Genomic DNA, 20495 nt, shown 5'->3' on the forward strand with positions numbered 1-20495 from the left:
ATGCTGGTCGAAATCGAAAATCTGAAGATCGCTTTCCAGACCCGCACCAGCCGTTTCGAGGCGGTGCGTGGTGTCTCCATGAAGCTCGGCACCGAAAAGCTCGGCATCGTCGGCGAATCCGGTTCCGGCAAGAGCCTGACGGCCCGGGCGCTGATGAAGCTTCTGCCCTCCAATGCGGATATCCGCGCCGACAAGCTCGCCTTCGACGGCATCGACGTGCTGTCGGCCAGCGAAAGGCAGATGCGCCAGATCCGCGGCAAGCGGGCGGGCTTCATCCTGCAGGACCCGAAATATTCGCTGAACCCGGTAAAGACCATCGGCGCGCAGGTGGCTGAAGCCTGGCGCACCCACAAGGGCGGCAGCAAGCGTGCCGCCATGGAAGCGGCCATCGCGCTTCTCGATCAGGTGAAGATCCGCAATCCGCGCCAGGTTGCCTCATCCTATGCGCATGAGGTTTCCGGCGGCATGGGCCAGCGCGTGATGATCGCCATGATGCTCGCGCCCGATCCGGAACTGCTGATCGCCGACGAACCGACCAGCGCGCTTGACGCCACGGTGCAGGCTGAAATCCTGCGGCTGATCGAGGAGCTGGTATCGGAACGCGGCATGGGCCTCATCCTCATCAGCCACGACCTGCCGCTCGTTTCGCATTTCTGCGACCGCGTCGCTGTCATGTATTCAGGCCGGGTGATGGAGGAACTGAAGGCTTCCGAGCTTTTGAAAGCCCAGCATCCTTACACGCAGGGACTGCTGAACTGCATTCCCTCGCTGACGCATCCGCGCGAGCGTCTTCCCGTTCTCAACCGTGATGCAGCGTGGTCCAGCCAATGATCGACGTCGATAATCTCCGTATCAAGTTCGGCGACCGCGAAGTGGTAAAGGGCGTGTCCTTTTCGGTGGAAAAGGGCGGCAGCTTCGGCATCGTCGGCGAAAGCGGCTCGGGCAAGTCCACCATCCTGCGCGCCATGGCCGGCCTGAATGAAAGCTGGGAAGGCCGCATCGCCTTTGCCGGCAAGGATGCGCCGCTGAAGCGCACGCCGGAATTCTTCCGGCAGGTGCAGATGGTGTTTCAGGACCCCTATGGCTCGCTGCATCCGCGCCAGACCATCGACCGCATTCTCAGCGAATTGCCGCTGGTGCATGGCATGGACAATATCGAAAAGCGCATCCAGCAGGCGCTCTCGGATGTGGCGTTGCCGCAGGCGGTGCGCTTCCGTTTCCCGCACCAGCTTTCCGGCGGCCAGCGCCAGCGCGTGGCCATTGCCCGTGCGCTGATCGCCGATCCGCAGGTGCTGCTGCTCGACGAGCCGACGTCGGCGCTCGATGTTTCGGTGCAGGCGGAAATTCTGAACCTGTTGCAGGACCTGCGCGCGGTGCGCAACCTCACCTATATTCTCGTCAGCCACAATCTGGCGGTCATCGCGCATCTGTGCCCGCAGGTTGGCGTGATGCTGAACGGCGAAATGGTGGAGCAACTGAGCGCTGGCGATCTGCGCGAAGGCCGCACGAAACATCCGCATACGGAAGAGCTGCGCAGCCTGAGCATCCGGCTGGAAGAGCCGGCCTGAGTCCCCGCTACCAAGGATCGAGCGGGTGCCACGAGTTTCTTCTCCCCGAGGGGGAGAAGTCCGCGGCAGCGGGATGAGGGGGCAAGCTTCCCGTAAATCTCTACCGTTGCCCCCTCATCCGACCCTTCGGGCCACCTTCTCCCCCTCGGGGAGAAGAAACAAGCGGCGATGCCGAGGCTTTCTGTAGAGACGACAAGACACGAGACCGAACCATGCCACAGCAATTCGACTGGAATGCCGCTTCAACGCTTGCCGAGAGCTTCGTCTCGCAATGGGCGGGCAACGAGCCGGGCGGGGCGGTCATTGGTTTCGATCTCGATGGCATTCGCTTTGCCCATGCGGGCGGTGTCGAGAGCCTTTCGACATTCGCACCTTTCACGCCGCAGAGCGTGGTGCGTTATGCCTCCGTCACCAAACACGCTTTCTGCGCCATGGTGCTTGCCCATTCCGATCTGATCGGGCTTGACGATCCGCTCGGCAAACATCTGCCGGAGCTGCAATCGCCGCTCCGCGAGGTGACGGTGGGGCAGGCGCTGGATATGAGTGGCGGGCTGCCGGATACGCGGGAATGCCTCTCACTGCTTGGTCTTTCCGTTTACACGGAGACAAAGGCCGGCCCGCTTCTCGATTATCTGTCGCGGCTCACTCGGCTGAATTTCCCTGCCGGCAGCGAGGTTTCCTATTCCAATACGGGCTACCGTTTGGTGGAAGCGGCGCTGGAGCGTCGCGGTTTCCGTTTCGATGATTTCGTGCAGACGCAGATTGCCGGTCCCTTCGGCGTGTTCCTGAAGGCGCCGGATGTCTGGAACGATCCTGTCGACGGGTTGGTGCCGGGTTACTGGAAGGCTGAAGACAACTGGCAGCTTTCGGCCGCCGGTCTGCATATTTCCGCTTCGGGCAGTCTTGCCGGCAGCGCCGAAGCGCTGACCCGCTGGTTGCAGGGGCTGATGCGGGGCGAGGGCAGCTTTGCGGGTGTTCTCAACAGGCTCTCTGCCGAACGTTCGCTGGCCGATGGGCGAATGAGCGAATATGGTCTCGGCCTGCGCTGGTCGCATCTGGGAGACAGGCGCTTCGTCGGTCACGGCGGTTCGCATCCGGGCTACAAGACTTACTTTCTGCTCGATCCGGAAAATGGCACGGGTTTTGTCGTGGTGTCGAACCGCGAGGATACCAACGGCTTCAAGATCGCACTTGAAAGCATGGCGGCCCTCACCGGCCTGCCTTTGCCCAAGCCGGCCGCCAGCTTGCCGGAAGGCCTTTACGTGACCAAAAGCGGGCCGTGGTGGCTGGAAATCAAGGGCAGTACGTCGACCTTCATCGATGGTGACGACACGCTTTATGAGGATGCGGATGGCTGGGTCTCCTCCCGTTCCGCATCGTCTCCGATGCGCCTCAGGCTAGAGGGTGATGCCATTGTCGGCGACGCCGGCCACGCCGCCCGCCGCTTCCTGCCGGTCGGCGATCATGCGGTGCCGGATGATCTTTCGGGCTCGTGGCGCTCGGATGAGGGCGCGGAATTTATCATCAGCGGTTCCTCTCTGACGATGGGCATCGGCCCCACGCGCCGGAGCATGCCTCTGAAGGCGCTCGGTAATGGCCGTTTCCTCTTCACGCTCATCGATGGGCCGTGGACGAAGCGCGTCTGCCTCAACCGGCTGGGTGACGACCGGATCGAGCTGGTATCAAGCCGGGCGCGGATGATCGAGTATTCCAGAAGCTGCTAACGGGGTCTGAAACCGATCCCGTCGCGCCCGACAAATTCGACGTCATCCTCGGGCCTGTGCCGAGGATCTGCAAGCGATTGATTTTGTTGACGTGCTTAGATCCTTGGGACAAGCCCAAGGATGACGAGAGCGAGGCTCGGGCTGTTTCCTCACAGTCCGAAGTTTCTAGTGGGTTTCAATCAGGTTCCATTGCTCCTAATAAAGACCCATGTTCCCGGCAGGCCGGGACAACATCTTTGTGGGAGAACAGGCCCTTGGAAGTCAAATGGCTCGAGGATTTCCTGGCGTTGGCCGGAACGCTCAATTTCTCGAAAGCGGCGGATGAGCGGCATGTGACGCAATCCGCCTTCAGCCGACGCATCAAGCAGCTGGAGGCCTGGGTGGGTGCCACGCTGGTCGATCGTGCTTCCTACCCCTCGCGGCTGACCGAGGCGGGCGTGAAGTTCGTGCCGGTGGCACAGGAGACGCTGAAACAGCTCTATCATGCCCGGCGCACCCTGTTGCAGGAGGATGGCGAGGATGCGAAGACGGTTCGGCTGACGGCCCTGCACACCCTGTCCTTCACTTTCTTCCCGGATTGGCTGAAACGGGTGAACGAGAAGGCCGGGCCGCTGTTTTCGGTTCTGCGGCCGGATTCCGGCAGCATGGAGGAAAATCTCAATTCGCTGGTGGACGGGCAGAGCGATTTCCTTCTGACTTATGCCCATCACGAAGTGCCGATGCTGCTCGATGCGCAGCTTTTCGAGTTTCGCGTGCTCGGTGCGGAAAAGATCATTCCCGTTTCAGCGCCCGCAAAAGACGGTTCACCGCTGCACGCGCTTCAGCAAGATGCGAAAAAACCATTCGCCTATCTGGACTATGAAAAGGCTTCGTTCTTCGGGCCGTTGCTGCGCGATCTGCTGAGCGCGCGCCTGCCGCAATTCGAGCGGGTGCATGAGGGCAGCATGTCGGTGGGGCTGAAAGCCATGGCGATGGCCGGCTGGGGTGTCGCCTGGGTGCCGGAAAGCCTGATGCGGCAGGAGCTGGACAGCGGCGCGCTGGTGCGTGCCGCCGATGACAGTTTCGATATTGCCGTCGATATCCGGCTCTATCGTTCCAAGGAGAACCGCCGGCCCGTTGTCGAGCGTATATGGGCGGTTCTCGAAGGCTGATGTTTGCTTAAATCGCGGTGCGGCGGGCGTTTTCCAGATAGAGCGCGCGCAGACGGCTGACGAGCGGGCCGGGCTTGCCATTGCCAACCGGCTTGCCGTCGATCTTCGTTACAGAGACAACGAAGTTGGAGGCGCTGGTCAGGCAGGCTTCGTCGGCATTCAGCGCCTCTTCCAGCGTGAAGGGCCGCTCTTCCAGCGTGAAGCCGGCTTCCCTGGCCAGTTGCAGGGCGGCGAGGCGGGTGCAGCCGGGCAGGGTCTTGTTGCTGTTGCCGCGGGTGATGATCTTCTTGTCGCCGGTGATGATATAGGCGGTGGAGGAAGCGCCTTCGGTCACGAAACCATCCTCGATCATCCACGCCTCGTCACAGCCTTCGGCCTTGGCGATGCGCTTTGCCATGACCTGCGGCAGAAGGCAGACGGTCTTGATGTCGCGGCGTTCCCAGCGCTGGTCGGGAACGGATTTGACGGCGATGCCGGCTTCTTCGACCGGGGTGCCGATCAGCTTCTTGGCCTGGGTGAACATGACAAGCGTTGGCTTCAGATCGGCGGAGAACAGGAAGTTGCGGTCTTCAGCACCTCGCGTCAGCTGCAGATAGATCATGCCTTCGACGAGATTGTTGTCTGCGATCAGGCGGCGCTCGGCCTCGACGATTTCCTTGGTCGTGACAGGCAGGGTCACGTCGATTTCGCGGGCGCTGCGCTCCAGCCGGGCCATGTGCAGGTCGCTATCGATCAGCTTGCCTTCCAGAACCGAGGTGACTTCATAGATGCCGTCGCCGAACAGGAAACCGCGGTCGAAGATGGAAAGGCGGGCGTCCGCTTCGGGCAGGAATTCGCCGTTGACGTAAACGATGCGACCGGATGGGCTAGTCATGAAAACTCCGTCTGGAAAAGTCAGGCTGAAAGAAGGGTTTTAAGGGCGTCGATGGAAATGGCCTCGACCGTGGAGGCCTTGCCGGTGCCGGCATTAAAGCCGGTTGTCGTGGTTGCGGCGCAGAGCGAGTTGAGGATCGCCTCCTCCGTCGCCTCTATCGCGGCTTCGAAGAGCGGCGAAATCGCATCGTTGGAAAGTTCTGGATAGTCTGCGACGGCCTTTCGGCGCGTGGGCGTGCGGCGCAGCCGCTCATCGGTGGAAAATGCCAGCGCGTAATCGCCAGAACCATTGCTGAGCGCGGCACCCGTGCGTGCCAGCCCGCCGAAGCTTCTGGCGGCCAGACGCTTTAGATTGCGGGAGGAGAGCGGCGCATCGGTTGCCACAATGATAACGATCGAGCCGTCCTTGTCCTTGTGGTCAGGGCTGACATAGGGACTGCCGCAGACCAGCAGATGGCCGCCGTAGTTGGACTGCACGAGAATGCCGAGCGTATAGGTCGTTCCGGCGATGGTGACGATGCGGGATGCGGTGCCGATGCCGCCTTTCATGCCGAAGGCCACCGTGCCGGTTCCGGCACCCACGCCGCCCTCGGCCACCGGGCCTGTGGCCGCGTTTTGCAGCGCGACCGAAATTTCCTCGATGGTCGGGCGGCCGGCACGGATGTCGTTCAGGCGGGAATCGTTGGTTTCGCCAACGACGGCATTGATCGAGACGACTTTCTCATTGCCCGGCTGTGCCAGCGTATGGCGGTTGATCGCCTCGATGGCCCGGCCAGTTGCCAGCGTATTGGTGAGGATGATGGGTGTTTCGAGTTCGCCGAGTTCCTCGATCTGGGTGGAACCCGCAAATTTGCCGAAGCCGTTATAGACGGCGAAGGCGGCGGGCACCTTGTCTTGAAAGAGATTACTGCCATGCGGCAGGATCGCGGTTGCGCCCGTGCGGATCGTGTCGCCTTCGATGACGGTCGAATGGCCGATGGTCACGCCTTCGACATCGGTGATGGCGTTGAGCGGGCCGGTCTCGAAATGGCCGGGCCGGAAACCGATATCGCGCAGTCTCGGGCGGGTCGTCTGATGCATCGGGCGATCACTTTTGCGGAATACGGGCTCAAGGTGGAAAAGGCGCGGCTTCATGAAAAGCTTTGCTCTGACTTGACGTTAGACTACTTCGCCGCGAAACGGCATCGCAAAAATGGAATAGTTTTATGCGGGCAATGGATGCGCTCAGGAGGCGCGCAGCGCGGGTTCGCCTTCACGCTCCAGCCATTGGCGCATCGCGTCTTCCGTCTCTTCGCTCGTTGGTGCGCCGATGCGGCCGCCGAAGATCGTGCATTTCAGCGCGGCGGCAACGGAGGAGAGGCGGATGGCCGCGCGGCTTTCCATGCGCTCAGCCATCGCAAGTGCAAACGTGCCGTGGAAAATATCGCCCGCCGCCAGGGTATCGACTGCCTTAACCTGCATGGTCGTCTGGAAATGCACCGTGGGATCGCCGGCTTCCGTCCACCAGCAGCCTAGTGGACCGGCGGTGACGGCGATGAAGGTCTGCGGGTAGCGGGAATGCAGCATCGGCAGCATGTCCTTCACCGTTTCAAGTCCGGTGAGCCGGGCGGCGGCGGGTTCGGAAAAGACGATATGGGTTGCGGCGGGAGCGAGCTTTTCAAGCGTCTCTACCGGAGCAACGTCGCCATCCAGAATGGCCGGTTTGCCAAGCGCGCGTGCCACAGTCAGAACATCGAGCGCCAGTTCCGGCCAGCGCACATCCACCAGGATGGCATCGAAAGGAGCAATATCCTCCGGCGTGCAGGTGCGTTTTTTCTCATGCAGCCGGTGATCGTAAAAAGGCACGATCAGCCGTTCTCCCCGGTCATCGATGATGATTGTCGACAGGGCCGAGCGTGCGCCGGGTGCAACCGTCATGCCTGATGTGTCGATGCCGCTTTCACTGAGATCGCCCAGGATGCGGGTACCGGTTTCGTCATCGCCCACCGCGCCCCAGAGGCTGGCGCGGCCCCCCATGCGATGGACGGCGTAGGCAGCACTCGACGCCATGCCTTCGGCAATCTGCAGCATCTCATAGGGCAGGACCTTGCCTTCGCCCTTCGGCATGTCGTGCACACGAAACAGGGTGTCCAGCACGGCGGCACCCACGCAGAGCACATGCTTGCCGCCCTGTTTGTCTGCCATGCTGTTCACTCCTGTCACCTGTCAGATACGCTTGCCGCTGTCCTTGTCGAACAGATGCACGGTTGCCGGATCGATGGCAATGTGGATCGTATCGCCGAAGCGGACATTGAGGCGCTCGCGGAACAGGCAGGCAATGTCATCGCCCTTGCAATTCAGCTTGGCATAGATTTCCGAGCCGGTGCCTTCGACCAGTTCGACCCGGCCTTCAATGCCACTCTCAGCGGCGCGGATATGTTCCGGCCGCACGCCGTAGACGAGGTCACGGCCGCCCAGCTTGCCGATATCGGCATTGGCGGGCAGCGGCAGGCTGAGGCCCTTCGCCGTGCGGAACACACCTTCCTCCACCCGGCCGCGAATGAAATTCATCGCGGGCGAGCCGATGAAGCCGGCGACGAAGAGGTTGGCGGGATTGTCGTAAAGCTCCAGCGGCGCGCCGATCTGCTCGATGACGCCATCATGCAGCACCACGATCTTGTCGGCCATGGTCATGGCTTCCACCTGGTCGTGGGTGACATAGATGGTGGTGGTGCCGATGCGCTGGTGCATGGCCTTGATCTCGCCGCGCATCTGCACGCGCAGCTTGGCGTCGAGGTTGGAAAGCGGCTCATCGAACAGGAACACCTGCGGATCGCGCACCAGCGCGCGGCCCATGGCGACACGCTGGCGCTGGCCGCCGGAAAGCTGGCGCGGATAGCGGTCCAGCAGCTTTTCCAGCCCCAGAATGGCCGCGGCCCTGTCGACCTTGGCCTTGGTTTCCTCGGCGCTCACCTTCTTCAGCTTCAGCGCGAAGCCCATATTATCCTTGACCGTCATATGCGGATAAAGGGCGTAGTTCTGGAACACCATGGCGATGTCGCGGTCACGGGCGGGCAGGTGGCTGACCTCGCGTGCGCCGATGTGGATTTCGCCGTCGCTCAACTCCTCCAGCCCGGCGATCATGCGCAGCAGGGTGGACTTGCCGCAGCCGGAAGGGCCGACGAGCACGACGAATTCGCCATCCTTGATGTCGATATCGATGCCGTGGATGATGTTGACCGCGCCGAAGCGCTTCTGGACATTTTGGATATTGACCGGTGCCATGTGCAGGTTCCCGTTATGATTTGTTTGGTTCAGCCGCCCTTGACGGCGCCGGCGGTGAGACCCGCCACGATCTGTTTCTGTGCGAACATGGTCAGCAGCAGCACCGGCAGCGTCACGATCAGAGCTGCGGCGGCAAGCGGACCCCAGCTCACCTGTTCGAAGGACAGCATGTTGTAGACCGCGACCGGCAGGGTGCGGGTTTCACGGCTGGCCAGCACGATGCCGAAGACGAAGTTGTTCCACGAGAAGATGACCGCGAGGATGAAGGAGACGACGATGCCGGGCTTGGCAATCGGCAGCGCCACCAGCCGGAACACCTGCCAGGAGGATGCGCCGTCGATGCTTGCCGCCTCTTCCAGCTCTTTAGGCGTGGTCTCGAAATAACCGATCATGATCCAGACGACGATCGGAACCGTCACCACCAGATGGATGATGATCTGTGGCCAGAGCGTGCCGAGCAGGTTCAGCCATTGGAACAGCAGGAACAGCGGAATGAGGAAGGAGAGGCCGGGCGTCATGCGGGCGATCATGATGACCACAGCCGACTTTTCCGCCTTCAGCCGGGCGATGCCGTAACCGGCGGGCACGCCGATGACGAGCGCGAGAATAGTGGCCGCACCGGTGACGAGGACCGAATTCCAGAAATAGAGGAAGAAATTGTTCTCTTCGAACACCTTCACATAGTTCGACCAGGCGAAACGTTCGGGGATCAGGATTGGCGGATAAGCGCCGTTGTCGATTTCATATTTCAGCGACAGCGAGATCATCCACATGAAGAACAGGATGACCGGCGAGATCATCACCAGCGCCACGAAGAACAGGCCGAGCCGGTCGAGATTTCTGCGTTTCAGGATTTTTGCGGACATCAGTGTTCCTCCATCTCGTTCCATTGCGAGCGCTGGCGCACCATCAGAAGCACGAAGGAGAGCGCCACGATGATGATGAAGAAGACGACGGCCATGGCTGAGCCGTAACCGATGTCGTAATAGGCAAACGCCGTATTGTAGAGGTAGATGTTTATAGTTTCCGATGCCGTGCCGGGTCCGCCCTGGGTCATCGCATAGATGATATCGAAGCTTTTGACGGCGTCGATGGAGCGGATGATGACAGCGATCATCAGAAACGGCGCGATCATCGGCATGGTGAGATAACGAAACTTCTGCCAGGCATTGGCGCCGTCGATTTCGGCGCTTTCATAGGGTTCGCGGGGCACTGCGGCGAGCCCGCCGAGCACGATCAGCATGACCAGCGGCGTCCATTGCCAGGTTTCCACCAGCACCAGCGAGGGGATGACGGTGGACTGGTTGTAGATCCATTCCAGCGGGCCGATGCCGATGAAGGAGAGCAGATAGTTCAGGACACCGAGCTGCGGGTGGAACATCATGGTCCAGACGAGCGCGATGGCGACCGGCGTCGCCATCATCGGCATGACGAAGACGCCGCGCAGAAAACCGCGCAGCGGAAACTGCGCATCGAAAACCAGCGCCGCCAATGTTCCGAGGAACAGCGGAGCGACGACCGACAGCACGGTATAGATGAGCGTGTGCCAGAGCGATTCCCAGAACCGGGCGTCGCTGGCGAGCCGGATGTAGTTCTCGAAACCGATAAAGCTCTGCTCCTGTCCGAGCGTCCAGCGATGCGCGCTCATCCAGAGGGTAAAGACCCATGGAAAAACGATTACCGCCGAAATGACGACAAGTGCCGGTATGACGAAGGGCCAGTAGTTGGGAGCAAGCCTTGCCGGCCCGCTCCCTTCTTTACGACTGACGCCTGTTTTGGTGTTTTCGATGCTCACGGAGGCCATTATCCCTCGCTACGCGCCAGAACGGGTGCGAACTGTTCCGTCGCCTTTTTGAGTTCGGCGGCAGGATCCGCGCCGCCGATCATGTTGGTGAGGCCGACGCCGTAGATATCGCGGAATTCCGTCACCGGAATGATGACGGGCAGCGCAAGCTGCGAGACCTTGCCGGAACCGACGACCGCATCCAGCCAGGCGGCCGGCATCTTCACGCCTTCGCGCACCTTCTGGTCTTCGAGGATGGACTGGCGGAATGGAACGCCGGCACCCGCCTGCAACAGACGCGCGCCCATTTCATGCGAAATCGCCCATTGGCAGAAGAGGTAAGCGGCTTCCTTCTTGCTGCTGGCTTCGACAACACCGAGACCATCGCCGAAAGTGCCGGCGGCCTGGGTTGCCGGGCCCTTCGGCATGACGCCGTAACCGACCTTGCCGACGACGCGGGATTTTTCCGGGTTTTCGATTGGCGGCGCAAAACCGACGCCATCGAACCACATGCCGATCTTGCCCTGGAGGAAGGCCGACTGCGCTTCTGCCCAGTTGAAGCCGGAGACGCCGGGAGGAGCGGCTTTCGTCATCAGGCGCTGATAGAGCTTGGCCGCTTCAACCGCCTCCTTGGACTCGGTGTTGACCTTTCCATCCGCGCCGATGGGCTTTGCGCCGTAACCCAGCATCAGCGAGGTCCAGACCGGGGTATTGGCGTTCTTCAGGCCACGGGCAACGAAACCATAGGTGTTGGTTGCGGGATCGGTGATCTTTTCCGCCGCCGTCACCAGTTCCTCGAAGGTCTCAGGGTATTTCAGGCCCTTGGCTTCGAAGAGCTCCTTGTTCCAGTAGACGATCCAGTAGTCCACCGAGAAGGGCAGCGAGCGCAGCACGCCGTCGCTATCCTTGGCAAATAGCATACCGGCCTCGGCAAAATCCTTCTCCGCAAGCGAAGGGTCGGTCAGCGACGGGTCCTTCAGGAAGCCGCTGATATCGGCCAGCCACTTGCCCTTTTCGAACTGGCGCTTCTGCACGTGGTAGCTCAGATGCACCACATCGAAGCTCGGTTTGCCGGAGGAAAGCTCGATCACGACCTTCTGGCGCTGCTGCTGTTCCGGGGTGGCTTCGGCATTGACCTTGATGCCGGTCAGCTCTTCGAATTCGCCGAGATATTTGATCAGCGTTTCGCTGCGCGGGCTTTTGACGAGATTGACCTCAAGCGTGGTGCCGGCGTGTTTTTTCCAGTTCACCGCCGCCGATGCCGGGCGAATGCCGAGCATCGCGCCGCCGCCAAGCGCCGCCGTGCCTGCCAGAAAGGCGCGACGCGTGGGGTTGAGCAATGAATGCGTCATGTCAGTTCTCCTCCAGATTAGCCGGAAATTCTCCTCACCCCGGCTTGTTGCTTATTTTCCTGCAATCCCGGCGCAGAACCCTCTTCAGTCCCTGCCGGAATTGCCCTAAACCGCCAGCGCCCTGTCCCTTGCGTTGCGGATATGGGCGGTCAGCCGCTCCACGGCGTCTTCGACGGATCGCCTCTCGATGGCCTCGAGAATGGCGAGATGTTCCTTCATCACCGACTTCACGTGGCCGGCGATGCGGAAGCGCTCCTGATTGATGAGGCGCATCTTGATGGAATTGACCCGGTAGGCGTTCGAGATGATCGAGTTGCCGAGCGCATCGATGAAGGCGTCGTGCATGCCCCAGTCCACCTGCTGCGCATGCTCGTCCAGTTCCGGCGATTCCCCGCCATTTTCAGCCGCTTCGGCAATGTCGCGATGCTGTTTTAAAAGCTTTGCGATTGCCTCGTCGGAGGCCGAGCGGGTAAAAAGCGCGACAGCCTCCTTTTCGAGAAAGATGCGGAACTGGAACGCCTCGCGGATGAGATTGAGGTCGATATGGGCGACCTGCAACCCCCGCTGCGGCACGGTCTTGATAAGGCCTTCCGCCTCCAGCCGCGGAATGGCCTCCCGGATCGCCCCCAGCGGCAGACCCGTCAACTCCACGAGGCGGCGTTGCGAGATGAACTGCCCCGGGCGAACGTCGCGCGAGAGAAGGTGATGCGTAAAGCTTTCATACGCCCGTTCCCGCAATGTCTGTTCGCCGGTATCTTCCATGCTCAACCTTTCAAGGTCTGTTCAGGCGGCCTGCCTGCGAAACAGCGAATCGAACGCGCCTTCGATCTGCCGCCGGTCCTCCGGTGAAATGGCGACGAGCGGTGCGCGCACGTCCGACCAGATATTTTCCCCTGTCGTGTGTGATACCAGCACCTTGACCGCTGGTGTAACCGGGAATTTCAGAAGTTCCACAACAAGATCTTCGACGCGCTTGTCGTCCTTGCCGTCGACGGCCATGGCGCGGACTTCCTGTGTCAGGAAATTGGCGACGCCGGAGATCGCGCCCTGACCGCCGAGGCGAACACCCTTCGCCAGATCGCGCTCATCGCCGATCAGGATGGCGAGATCGCCATGTTCTTTCAGCAGACGCTCGGTATGGCTCCAGTTGCCGGAGGAATCCTTGACGCCGGTGACGATGCCGGGGAATGCCTTTTTCAGCCGTCCAACCAGCTCGACCGACAATGTCACCATGGTCACGGAAGGGATGTTGTAGACGAGAATGTCGCGAGCGCCCTTGCCGATCTTTTCGAACACCGCCGAGAACCAGGCAAACAGGCCGTCATCGCTGACATTCTTGAAATAGGAGGGCGGGGCGAGAAGAATATTGCGGGCGCCGGCCTTCAGGGCCTCGGCCGACTGGTCGGCGGCGTCCTCGATGGAATCCACCAGAACGCCGGTGACCAGACGGGAAGGCGCAACGCCGGCCTCGATGAAGCGGGAGAGAATGACCTGCCGTTCACGGCTGCCGACGGAGCATCCTTCGCCCGTGGTGCCGAAGAGTGTCACGCTGTCGCAGCCATTTTCAAGGCAGCGTCGGGCATGGGCGATCATGGCGTCGATATCGACCGTTCCGTCCTTTTTGAAAGGAGTGGTCAGGGCTGCCGAAAGGCCAAATTTCTGGGTCAAGTAAGATGCTCCTCGAAGGTGATTGCGCATTGATAACGCGCTGACATGTTAGTTGTAAAGAGGTAATTGCAGTTTGATTGTTCGGAAGAAGGGAAGCGAGGAATTCGCTTCGGCGTGCGTTGCGGGGCAACGTTGCGAGGCGTGGGGATGGAAGGGTTGTGCAGGGAGAGGAAGGCTGCTTTACCTTGGTGACAGCGCGCTTATGCTCTTTGCAGGGCGAGCGGATAAATGCGAAAATAAATTTGACTGTTGGAGTAAAGATTTTTATCAGCAATCTGAATATTAGGGATAAAGGGACCATCATCATGACCATTGCGGAGCCGTCAGCGCCTGTAGCAGACATTGAGCAGAGCCGCGTCAAGCGCCTGAAAGCTGCGACGCGCGGCGCGCATGGCGATCTCGATGCCTTCATCATGGCATCGAAGCCGTTCGAGAGCCGGGAGAACTTCGGCAAATTCGTGGAAACGCAATATCTTTTTCATCGTGACCTCGATGTCTTCTTTTCCAATGCGACGCTCGATGGCCTGCTTCCTGATCTCAAGGGCCGCCGCCGTCTCTCCATGATCGAGCAGGACCTTGCCGATCTCGGTCTTGCCATTCCCGAAACCGCCGAGCCGCGCTTCACCGGTGAAATGCCGTTCGATCTGCCGGAGGCCATGGGTTGGCTTTATGTGGTTGAAGGCTCCAATCTGGGCGCTGCTTTCCTGCTGAAGGATGCGGCCAAGCTTGGTCTGAATGAAGACTTCGGCGCGCGCCATCTGGCCGGCGCCCCGGAAGGACGCGGCCTGCACTGGCGCACTTTCACCGCCGCTCTCGATGAGATTTCGCTGACGGTCGAAGAGGAAGAGCGGGTCATCGCCGGTGCGGAAGCCGCTTTCCGGGCCGTGCATGCCTATGCGCGGCAACGCCTCGCCTGAGATTTTGGCATAGCTTTGCGATTCTTGTTCTCATCGCGCAGACGTGCCCCGTGGCACGTGTGTGTTCGATTGAGTCGTAAAATCCCTGCACCGTCACCCCGGACTTGAACCGGGGTCCAGTGCGATCAAGTCCTTGATCGCGAAAGGCTCCTCTCACGGCGCAGACGCGCCGTGGCTGGATGCCGGCTCAAGGCCGGCATGACGGAGGGAGGTTTTGGGATGCCGCGCAACGCTCCGCGACCGATATAAGAGCCGCCCATTTCCCGCAGATTGCGTTCGATATTTGCCGAATAAACAGGCAAATAATTTTATCGAATGATAAAATTTTTATCTTTTGGTAAAAATAATTCGCCTCCAAAATTTTATCCATTTGATAAAATTATTTTATTTGGTCTGGCACAGAACCTGCTACTCTTTTGCCAAGTCAGGAGACACCTGATGCAAAAAAGGGAACAGCAAGATGGAAGTTGGTGTTTTTATCCCGATCGGGAACAATGGTTGGCTGCTGTCAGAAAACGCGCCGCAATACAAACCGAGTTTCGACCTGAACAAGGCCATCACTTTGAAGGCGGAGCAATATGGTTTCGACTTCGCGCTCTCGATGATCAAGCTGCGCGGTTTTGGCGGCAAGACCGAGTTCTGGGACTATAATCTGGAATCCTTCACGCTGATGGCGGGCCTTGCCGCTGTCACCTCCAAGATCAAGCTGTTCGGCACGGCCGCAACGCTGGTCATGCCGCCGGCCATCGTAGCCCGCATGGCGACGACCATCGACTCCATTTCCGGCGGCCGTTTCGGCATCAATCTTATTACCGGCTGGCAGCGGCCGGAATATAGCCAGATGGGACTCTGGCCGGGCGACGATTATTTCGGTGATCGTTATGAATATCTCGGCGAATATACGACAGTCCTCAAGGAATTGCTGACGGAGGGCCAGTCGGACTACAAGGGCAAGTTCTTCCAGATGGAGGATTGCCGCATGAAGCCGGTGCCGCAGGGCGACGTCAAACTCATCTGCGCCGGCTCTTCCAATTCCGGCATGGCGTTTTCGGCCAAGTTCGCCGATTACAGCTTCTGCTTCGGCGTCGGCGTCAATACGCCGAAGGCCTTCGCACCCACCAATGAGCGGCTGCTGGCGGCAACGGAAAAGACCGGCCGCGAGGTTAAGTCCGTCGTGCTGACCATGATCCTTGCCGAGGAAAAATCCGAAGATGCCTGGGCGAAATGGGAGCACTATAAGGCCGGTGCAGATGAGGATGCGATCAAGTGGCTCGGCCTGCAAAGCGCTGTCGACACCAAATCCGGCTCCGACACCAATGTTCGCCACATGTCCAATCCCGTCTCGGCGGTCAACATCAACATGGGAACGCTGATCGGCTCCTATGAGGAAGTGGCGGCGATGCTGGACGAGATGAGCGAAGTGCCGGGAACGGGCGGCGTGATGCTGACCTTCGACGACTTCCTCGAAGGCGTCGAGAAATTCGGCAAATATGTGCAGCCGCTGATGAAGAGCCGCGCGCATGTTCAGGCTGCACTGGAGGCTGCGGAATGAGTGAAGCCGTCGTGGCGGGTTACAAGGGGCCGGAAAGCCGTTCGGAAAGTGTGACGCTTCCCGCAAGGCCGGAGCCGATCACCCTGAAACCCAGCGAGACCGCCGTTGTCGTGGTCGACATGCAGAACGCCTATTCGACCGAGGGCGGTTATGTCGATCTGGCCGGTTTCGATATTTCCGGGGCCAAGGGCACCATCGCCAACATCAAGAAGACGCTGGATGCGGCGCGGGCGGCAGGCGTTCAGGTCATCTATTTCCAGAATGGCTGGGACAAGGACTACGTCGAGGCGGGCGGGCCAGGTTCGCCCAACTGGCACAAGTCCAATGCGCTGAAGACCATGCGCAAACGCCCGGAACTGCAGGGCCAGTTGCTGGCCAAAGGCACCTGGGACTACGCCATTGTCGACGAGTTGCAGCCGCAGCCCGCCGATATTCTGGTGCCTAAGACGCGATACAGCGGTTTCTTCAATACCAATATGGATAGCGTGCTGCGCGCCCGCGGCATCCGCAATCTGGTTTTTGTCGGCATCGCCACCAATGTCTGCGTGGAAAGCTCGCTGCGCGATGCCTTCCATCTCGAATATTTCGGGGTCATGCTGGAGGATGCCACGCATCATCTGGGCCCGGACTATATCCAGCAGGCGACGGTCTACAATGTCGAGAAATTTTTCGGCTGGGTCGCCACCGTCAATGATTTCTGCGGCGTCATCTCGCAGGCCGCACCCGTCAGCGCTTGATATCCAACCACAAGAGGAGAACGAAATGCCGAAGAAGATCGTCGTGCCCGCCGGCACCAGCAAACCCATCGCTCCCTTTTCGCCGGGAACCCTTGCCGATGGCGTGGTTTACGTTTCCGGCACGCTGCCCTTCGACAAGGACAATAATGTCGTGCATGTGGGCGATGCGAGCGCCCAGACCCGCCATGTTCTCGAAACCATCAAGTCCGTCATCGAAACCGCCGGCGGCACGATGGAGGACGTGACGATGAACCATATCTTCATCACCGACTGGGCGAATTACCAGGCCGTCAACACGGTCTATGCCGAATATTTCCCCGGCGACAAGCCGGCGCGTTATTGCATCCAGTGCGGCCTCGTAAAGCCAGACGCGCTGGTGGAAATCGCCACCGTCGCCCATATCGGCAAATAGGGCGAAACGGCAGATGATGCATTTCGAGGTTCATGGCCGGACTGATCCTGAGGCGCCCACCATCCTGCTGTCATCGGGGCTGGGCGGATCGGGCGCCTATTGGACGCCGCAGATCGAAGCCCTTGCCGATCATTTCCGGATTGTCACCTACGATCATCGCGGAACCGGCAGGACCGGCGGCGAGGTGCCGCTGGATGGCGGCATATCGGCGATGGCGGATGATGTGCTGGAAATCGTCTCGGCGCTGAACCTCGAGAAATTCCACTTCATGGGTCATGCGCTTGGCGGTCTGATCGGCCTCGATATCGCGCTGCGCCAGCCCGGCCTTATCGACAGGCTCGTTCTGATCAATGCCTGGAGCAAGGCGGATCCGCATTCCGGGCGCTGCTTTGATGTGCGGATCGAGCTTCTGGAGAAATCCGGCGTTGAGGCTTTCGTGAAAGCCCAGCCGCTGTTTCTTTATCCGGCCGCCTGGATGTCGGAACATCAGGAGCGGCTGGCGCGGGACGATGCCCATGGCGTCGCGCATTTTCAGGGCAAGGGGAATGTGCTTCGGCGCATCGCGGCACTGAGGGCCTTTGACGTCGATAGTCGCCTCGGCGAGATCGGCAATCCGGTTCTGGTGGTGGGCACGAAAGACGATCTCCTGGTGCCCTACACCCGCTCCGTGCGTCTCGCTGAGGGTTTGCCGCAGGGGGAACTCTGCCTTCTCGATTTCGGGGCGCATGCGGTCAATATTACTGAAGCTGACCTTTTCAATGCCCGGCTTTTGCAGTTTCTGCTACCGGCAACACGAACATTCTGACGGGATTTTTAGGACAATGACGACAGCACTCGACGACAAGGCACTTGCAGCACTTTTCACCGCGGCGCGCACCCACAATGGCTGGGCTGACAAGCCGGTCGGCGACGAGACGCTGAGAGAGCTTTACGATCTGACGAAGATGGGTCCGACCTCAGCCAATTGCTCGCCGGGACGTTTCGTGTTCGTGCGCAGCCAGGAAGCGAAAGAAAAACTGCGGCCAGCGCTTTCGTCGGGCAATCTCGAAAAGACGATGGCAGCACCCGTCACCGTGATTGCCGCCATCGACCGCGAATTTTACGAGAAACTGCCGATGCTGTTTCCGCATGCCGATGCCCGTTCGTGGTTCACCTCCAGCCCGGCCGTGGCCGAGGAAACGGCCTTCCGCAATGCCACTTTGCAGGCGGGTTATCTCATCCTAGCAGCCCGCTCGTTGGGACTTGATACCGGGGCGATGTCCGGTTTCGACAAAGGCAAGGTGGATGCGGCGTTTTTCGCAGGCACGACGTGGAAGTCCAATTTCCTGATCAATCTCGGCTATGGCGATCCGTCGAAGCTTTTCGGACGGTTGCCCCGCCTTGGCTTCGAAGACGCCTGTGTGCTGGCTTGATGGCCTGTTAAGGAAGGATGGGTTAGATGCAGATGATGTCTCTTGAAAAGGAAGCGGAAATGGAGACGAAGACTGCACAGCAGCGCAGCCTCGATTATAGAAACGCCATGGCGCGGCTCGGTGCGGCGGTCAATATCGTCACCACGGACGGGGCGGCAGGCCGTGCAGGCTTTGCAGCGACGGCGGTTTGCAGCGTTTCCGACAATCCGCCCACCCTTCTTATCTGCCTCAACCGCAATTCTTCCGCTTACAGGGTGGTGAAGGCCAATGGCGTCGTCTGCGTCAACACGCTCGCCGCCCATCACGAGGTGCTGAGCACGCTTTTCGGCGGCAAGACGCCGGCGGAAGAGCGTTTCGCCGCCGGGAGCTGGGGTGTGCTTGAAACCGGCGCGCCGGTTCTGGAGGACGCGCTTGTCTCTTTCGACTGCCGCATCCGTGAGGCGCATGACGGCGGCACGCATGATATTCTGATCTGCGAGGTTGTGGATATGAAGATCAATGAAGGCGATGAGGCGCTGATGTATTTCAACCGGCGTTACCGGGTGCTTTGATCCAGCGGGAGTTTTTCCTCTCGGACTATAGAAAGGGCGTTTCCGGCCTCCCGGAAACGCCCTTTTCATTTACTTGATCAGCGGCAGAAGATCGTTGATCGACTTCTTGGCGTCGCCGTAGAACATGCGGGTATTGTCCTTGTAGAACAGCGGGTTCTCGATACCGGAGTAACCCGTGCCCTGGCCGCGCTTGGAGACGATGACCAGTTTGGACTTCCACACTTCCAGAACCGGCATGCCCGCAATCGGCGAGTTCGGATCGTCCTGGGCGGCCGGATTGACGATGTCGTTGGAGCCGATGACGATGACGACGTCGGTATTGGGGAAGTCGTCGTTGATCTCGTCCATTTCCAGCACGATGTCGTAAGGCACCTTGGCCTCGGCCAGCAGCACGTTCATGTGGCCGGGAAGACGGCCTGCGACCGGGTGGATGGCGAAGCGCACGGTCTTTCCGTCGGCGCGCAGCTTGCGGGTCAGTTCGGAGACCGCGGCCTGCGCCTGCGCCACCGCCATGCCGTAGCCGGGAACGATGATGACGCTGTCGGCGTCATTCAGCGCTGCGGCCACGCCTTCGGCGTCGATCGCCACCTGCTCGCCCTCGATTTCCATCGCCGGACCCGTCGTGCCGCCGAAGCCGCCGAGGATGACCGAGATGAAAGAGCGGTTCATCGCCTTGCACATAATGTAGGAAAGGATGGCACCCGAGGAGCCGACCAGCGCACCGGTGACGATCAGCAGATCGTTGCCGAGCGTGAAGCCGATTGCCGCGGCCGCCCAGCCGGAATAGCTGTTCAGCATCGAAACGACGACAGGCATGTCGGCGCCGCCGATGCCCATGATCAGGTGATAACCGATGAAGAAGGCGGCAAGCGTCATCAGCACCAGCGTCCAAGCGCCGGCGCCGTTGCAATACATGATGAGCAGCACCAGCGACAGGATCGCAGCGCCGGCATTGAGCAAATGTCCGCCCGGCAGCTTCTTCGCCTTGCCGTCCACCTTGCCGGCAAGCTTGCCGAAGGCGACGACGGAGCCAGTGAAGGTGACTGCACCGATGAAGACGCCAAGGAAGACCTCGACCTTCATGATCGCCAGTTCCACCGGCGTCTTGTGGGCGAGAATGGCGGAAAAGCCCGTCAGCAGCGAACGCGCGGTCTCATCGAGCGAGGCGACATGCGCTTCCTCGATATGGGCGTTGAAGCCGATGAAGACGGCGGCGAGGCCGACGAAGGAGTGAAGGGCTGCAACAAGCTGCGGCATTTCGGTCATCTGCACGCGGCTTGCGACGAAGTAGCCGAGAACGGAGCCGCCCGCCAGCATCAGCAGCACCACGAGCCACTGCCCGACGCCCTTGCTGATCTCAGGGCCGAAGACGGTGGCGACGATGGCGAGACCCATGCCGACAATGCCGTACCAGACGGCGCGTTTGGCGCTTTCCTGTCCGGAAAGGCCACCAAGTGAAAGGATGAAAAGAACGGCTGCGGCAACATAGGCCGCGGAAACGATACCAATGGTCATTGAATGTCCCCTACAC

21 protein-coding genes are annotated in these 20495 nt (G+C 60.3%); 11 read left to right on the plus strand and 10 right to left on the minus strand.

The window, feature by feature from the left end:
• The 4 genes from PH605_RS10305 to PH605_RS10320 all read left to right on the plus strand — a co-directional run bounded on the left by PH605_RS10305 (position 1) and on the right by PH605_RS10320 (position 4443).
• Positions 1-831: an ABC transporter ATP-binding protein gene (locus PH605_RS10305; RefSeq protein ID WP_004443518.1), complete on the plus strand. Its 831-nt coding sequence runs from the start codon at positions 1-3 to the stop codon at positions 829-831.
• Entirely contained in the window at positions 828-1568 is a 741-nt protein-coding gene (locus tag PH605_RS10310) for an ABC transporter ATP-binding protein (protein WP_137003976.1), read from the plus strand. The genes PH605_RS10305 and PH605_RS10310 overlap by 4 nt, the downstream gene beginning before the upstream one ends.
• Positions 1569-1780: 212 nt before the next feature.
• Positions 1781-3292, plus strand: coding sequence for a serine hydrolase domain-containing protein (locus tag PH605_RS10315; protein ID WP_142844960.1), 1512 nt, complete (start codon positions 1781-1783; stop codon positions 3290-3292).
• A gap of 254 nt (positions 3293-3546) precedes the next feature.
• A complete protein-coding gene (locus PH605_RS10320; protein WP_142844959.1) occupies positions 3547-4443 on the plus strand; it encodes a LysR substrate-binding domain-containing protein in 897 nt (298 codons plus the stop codon).
• 7 nt (positions 4444-4450) lie between these two features.
• Here PH605_RS10320 and PH605_RS10325 read toward each other — a convergent pair whose 3' ends face one another.
• From PH605_RS10325 to PH605_RS10365, 9 genes are all read right to left on the minus strand, one after another.
• Positions 4451-5317 carry a D-amino-acid transaminase gene (locus PH605_RS10325; protein WP_142844958.1) on the minus strand — a complete coding sequence of 289 codons (867 nt, stop codon included), beginning with the start codon at positions 5315-5317 and terminating at the stop codon, positions 4451-4453.
• Between the two features lie 20 nt (positions 5318-5337).
• On the minus strand, positions 5338-6396 hold the full coding sequence (locus PH605_RS10330; protein ID WP_142844957.1) for a P1 family peptidase: 1059 nt from the start codon (positions 6394-6396) through the stop codon (positions 5338-5340).
• Positions 6397-6540: 144 nt separating this feature from the next.
• A complete protein-coding gene (locus tag PH605_RS10335) occupies positions 6541-7500 on the minus strand; it encodes a sugar kinase (protein WP_142844956.1) in 960 nt (319 codons plus the stop codon).
• A gap of 21 nt (positions 7501-7521) precedes the next feature.
• A complete protein-coding gene (locus PH605_RS10340; protein ID WP_078051645.1) occupies positions 7522-8580 on the minus strand; it encodes an ABC transporter ATP-binding protein in 1059 nt (352 codons plus the stop codon).
• A 29-nt stretch (positions 8581-8609) separates the two neighbouring features.
• A complete protein-coding gene (locus PH605_RS10345; RefSeq protein WP_174039668.1) occupies positions 8610-9431 on the minus strand; it encodes a carbohydrate ABC transporter permease in 822 nt (273 codons plus the stop codon).
• Positions 9432-9445: 14 nt separating this feature from the next.
• Positions 9446-10384 carry a carbohydrate ABC transporter permease gene (locus tag PH605_RS10350; RefSeq protein WP_078051647.1) on the minus strand — a complete coding sequence of 313 codons (939 nt, stop codon included), beginning with the start codon at positions 10382-10384 and terminating at the stop codon, positions 9446-9448.
• Positions 10384-11715, minus strand: a complete 1332-nt coding sequence (locus PH605_RS10355; RefSeq protein WP_065655582.1) for an ABC transporter substrate-binding protein — start codon at positions 11713-11715, stop codon at positions 10384-10386. Before PH605_RS10355 ends, PH605_RS10350 begins: the two co-directional genes overlap by 1 nt.
• Before the next feature lie 105 nt (positions 11716-11820).
• Positions 11821-12477 carry a GntR family transcriptional regulator gene (locus PH605_RS10360; protein ID WP_020810165.1) on the minus strand — a complete coding sequence of 219 codons (657 nt, stop codon included), beginning with the start codon at positions 12475-12477 and terminating at the stop codon, positions 11821-11823.
• Positions 12478-12498: 21 nt separating this feature from the next.
• A complete protein-coding gene (locus tag PH605_RS10365) occupies positions 12499-13383 on the minus strand; it encodes a dihydrodipicolinate synthase family protein (protein WP_142844955.1) in 885 nt (294 codons plus the stop codon).
• 305 nt (positions 13384-13688) lie between these two features.
• On the opposite strand from PH605_RS10365, the gene PH605_RS10370 reads away from it, so the two are divergent.
• From PH605_RS10370 to rutF, 7 genes are all read left to right on the plus strand, one after another.
• Positions 13689-14300 carry a biliverdin-producing heme oxygenase gene (locus tag PH605_RS10370; RefSeq protein ID WP_078051649.1) on the plus strand — a complete coding sequence of 204 codons (612 nt, stop codon included), beginning with the start codon at positions 13689-13691 and terminating at the stop codon, positions 14298-14300.
• 460 nt (positions 14301-14760) lie between these two features.
• Positions 14761-15852, plus strand: coding sequence for a pyrimidine utilization protein A (rutA, locus tag PH605_RS10375; protein WP_142844954.1), 1092 nt, complete (start codon positions 14761-14763; stop codon positions 15850-15852).
• Complete coding sequence (gene rutB / locus PH605_RS10380) at positions 15849-16589, plus strand: pyrimidine utilization protein B (protein ID WP_142844953.1); 741 nt, start codon at positions 15849-15851, stop codon at positions 16587-16589. The genes rutA and rutB overlap by 4 nt, the downstream gene beginning before the upstream one ends.
• Positions 16590-16614: 25 nt before the next feature.
• A complete protein-coding gene (gene rutC / locus PH605_RS10385) occupies positions 16615-17001 on the plus strand; it encodes a pyrimidine utilization protein C (RefSeq protein WP_003492069.1) in 387 nt (128 codons plus the stop codon).
• Positions 17002-17014: 13 nt separating this feature from the next.
• Positions 17015-17806 (plus strand): pyrimidine utilization protein D, encoded by a 792-nt coding sequence (gene rutD / locus PH605_RS10390; protein WP_161987857.1) that lies wholly within the window; start codon positions 17015-17017, stop codon positions 17804-17806.
• 16 nt (positions 17807-17822) lie between these two features.
• Entirely contained in the window at positions 17823-18413 is a 591-nt protein-coding gene (locus tag PH605_RS10395) for a malonic semialdehyde reductase (RefSeq protein ID WP_059760057.1), read from the plus strand.
• Between the two features lie 26 nt (positions 18414-18439).
• Positions 18440-18964, plus strand: a complete 525-nt coding sequence (gene rutF, locus PH605_RS10400; RefSeq protein ID WP_065655575.1) for an NADH-dependent FMN reductase RutF — start codon at positions 18440-18442, stop codon at positions 18962-18964.
• Positions 18965-19033: 69 nt separating this feature from the next.
• Here the strand turns inward: rutF and PH605_RS10405 are convergent, their stop codons facing one another.
• Positions 19034-20479: an NAD(P)(+) transhydrogenase (Re/Si-specific) subunit beta gene (locus PH605_RS10405; RefSeq protein WP_003522629.1), complete on the minus strand. Its 1446-nt coding sequence runs from the start codon at positions 20477-20479 to the stop codon at positions 19034-19036.
• Between the last annotated feature and the right edge of the window lie 16 nt (positions 20480-20495).

Source organism: Agrobacterium sp. CFBP 3001 (genome assembly GCF_027871605.1).
GTDB lineage: Bacteria > Pseudomonadota > Alphaproteobacteria > Rhizobiales > Rhizobiaceae > Agrobacterium > Agrobacterium leguminum.

Excerpts from the sequence above, each read along its gene's own strand:
- PH605_RS10305 (WP_004443518.1), top strand. The coding sequence starts at position 1 with ATGCTGGTCGAAATCGAAAATCTGAAGATCGCTTTCCAGACCCGCACC.
- PH605_RS10310 (WP_137003976.1), top strand. The coding sequence starts at position 828 with ATGATCGACGTCGATAATCTCCGTATCAAGTTCGGCGACCGCGAAGTG.
- PH605_RS10315 (WP_142844960.1), top strand. The coding sequence starts at position 1,781 with ATGCCACAGCAATTCGACTGGAATGCCGCTTCAACGCTTGCCGAGAGC.
- PH605_RS10325 (WP_142844958.1), bottom strand. The coding sequence starts at position 5,317 with ATGACTAGCCCATCCGGTCGCATCGTTTACGTCAACGGCGAATTCCTG.
- PH605_RS10330 (WP_142844957.1), bottom strand. The coding sequence starts at position 6,396 with ATGCATCAGACGACCCGCCCGAGACTGCGCGATATCGGTTTCCGGCCC.
- PH605_RS10335 (WP_142844956.1), bottom strand. The coding sequence starts at position 7,500 with ATGGCAGACAAACAGGGCGGCAAGCATGTGCTCTGCGTGGGTGCCGCC.
- PH605_RS10340 (WP_078051645.1), bottom strand. The coding sequence starts at position 8,580 with ATGGCACCGGTCAATATCCAAAATGTCCAGAAGCGCTTCGGCGCGGTC.
- PH605_RS10350 (WP_078051647.1), bottom strand. The coding sequence starts at position 10,384 with ATGGCCTCCGTGAGCATCGAAAACACCAAAACAGGCGTCAGTCGTAAA.
- PH605_RS10355 (WP_065655582.1), bottom strand. The coding sequence starts at position 11,715 with ATGACGCATTCATTGCTCAACCCCACGCGTCGCGCCTTTCTGGCAGGC.
- PH605_RS10360 (WP_020810165.1), bottom strand. The coding sequence starts at position 12,477 with ATGGAAGATACCGGCGAACAGACATTGCGGGAACGGGCGTATGAAAGC.
- PH605_RS10370 (WP_078051649.1), top strand. The coding sequence starts at position 13,689 with ATGACCATTGCGGAGCCGTCAGCGCCTGTAGCAGACATTGAGCAGAGC.
- rutA (WP_142844954.1), top strand. The coding sequence starts at position 14,761 with ATGGAAGTTGGTGTTTTTATCCCGATCGGGAACAATGGTTGGCTGCTG.
- rutB (WP_142844953.1), top strand. The coding sequence starts at position 15,849 with ATGAGTGAAGCCGTCGTGGCGGGTTACAAGGGGCCGGAAAGCCGTTCG.
- rutC (WP_003492069.1), top strand. The coding sequence starts at position 16,615 with ATGCCGAAGAAGATCGTCGTGCCCGCCGGCACCAGCAAACCCATCGCT.
- rutD (WP_161987857.1), top strand. The coding sequence starts at position 17,015 with ATGATGCATTTCGAGGTTCATGGCCGGACTGATCCTGAGGCGCCCACC.
- PH605_RS10395 (WP_059760057.1), top strand. The coding sequence starts at position 17,823 with ATGACGACAGCACTCGACGACAAGGCACTTGCAGCACTTTTCACCGCG.
- rutF (WP_065655575.1), top strand. The coding sequence starts at position 18,440 with ATGCAGATGATGTCTCTTGAAAAGGAAGCGGAAATGGAGACGAAGACT.
- PH605_RS10405 (WP_003522629.1), bottom strand. The coding sequence starts at position 20,479 with ATGACCATTGGTATCGTTTCCGCGGCCTATGTTGCCGCAGCCGTTCTT.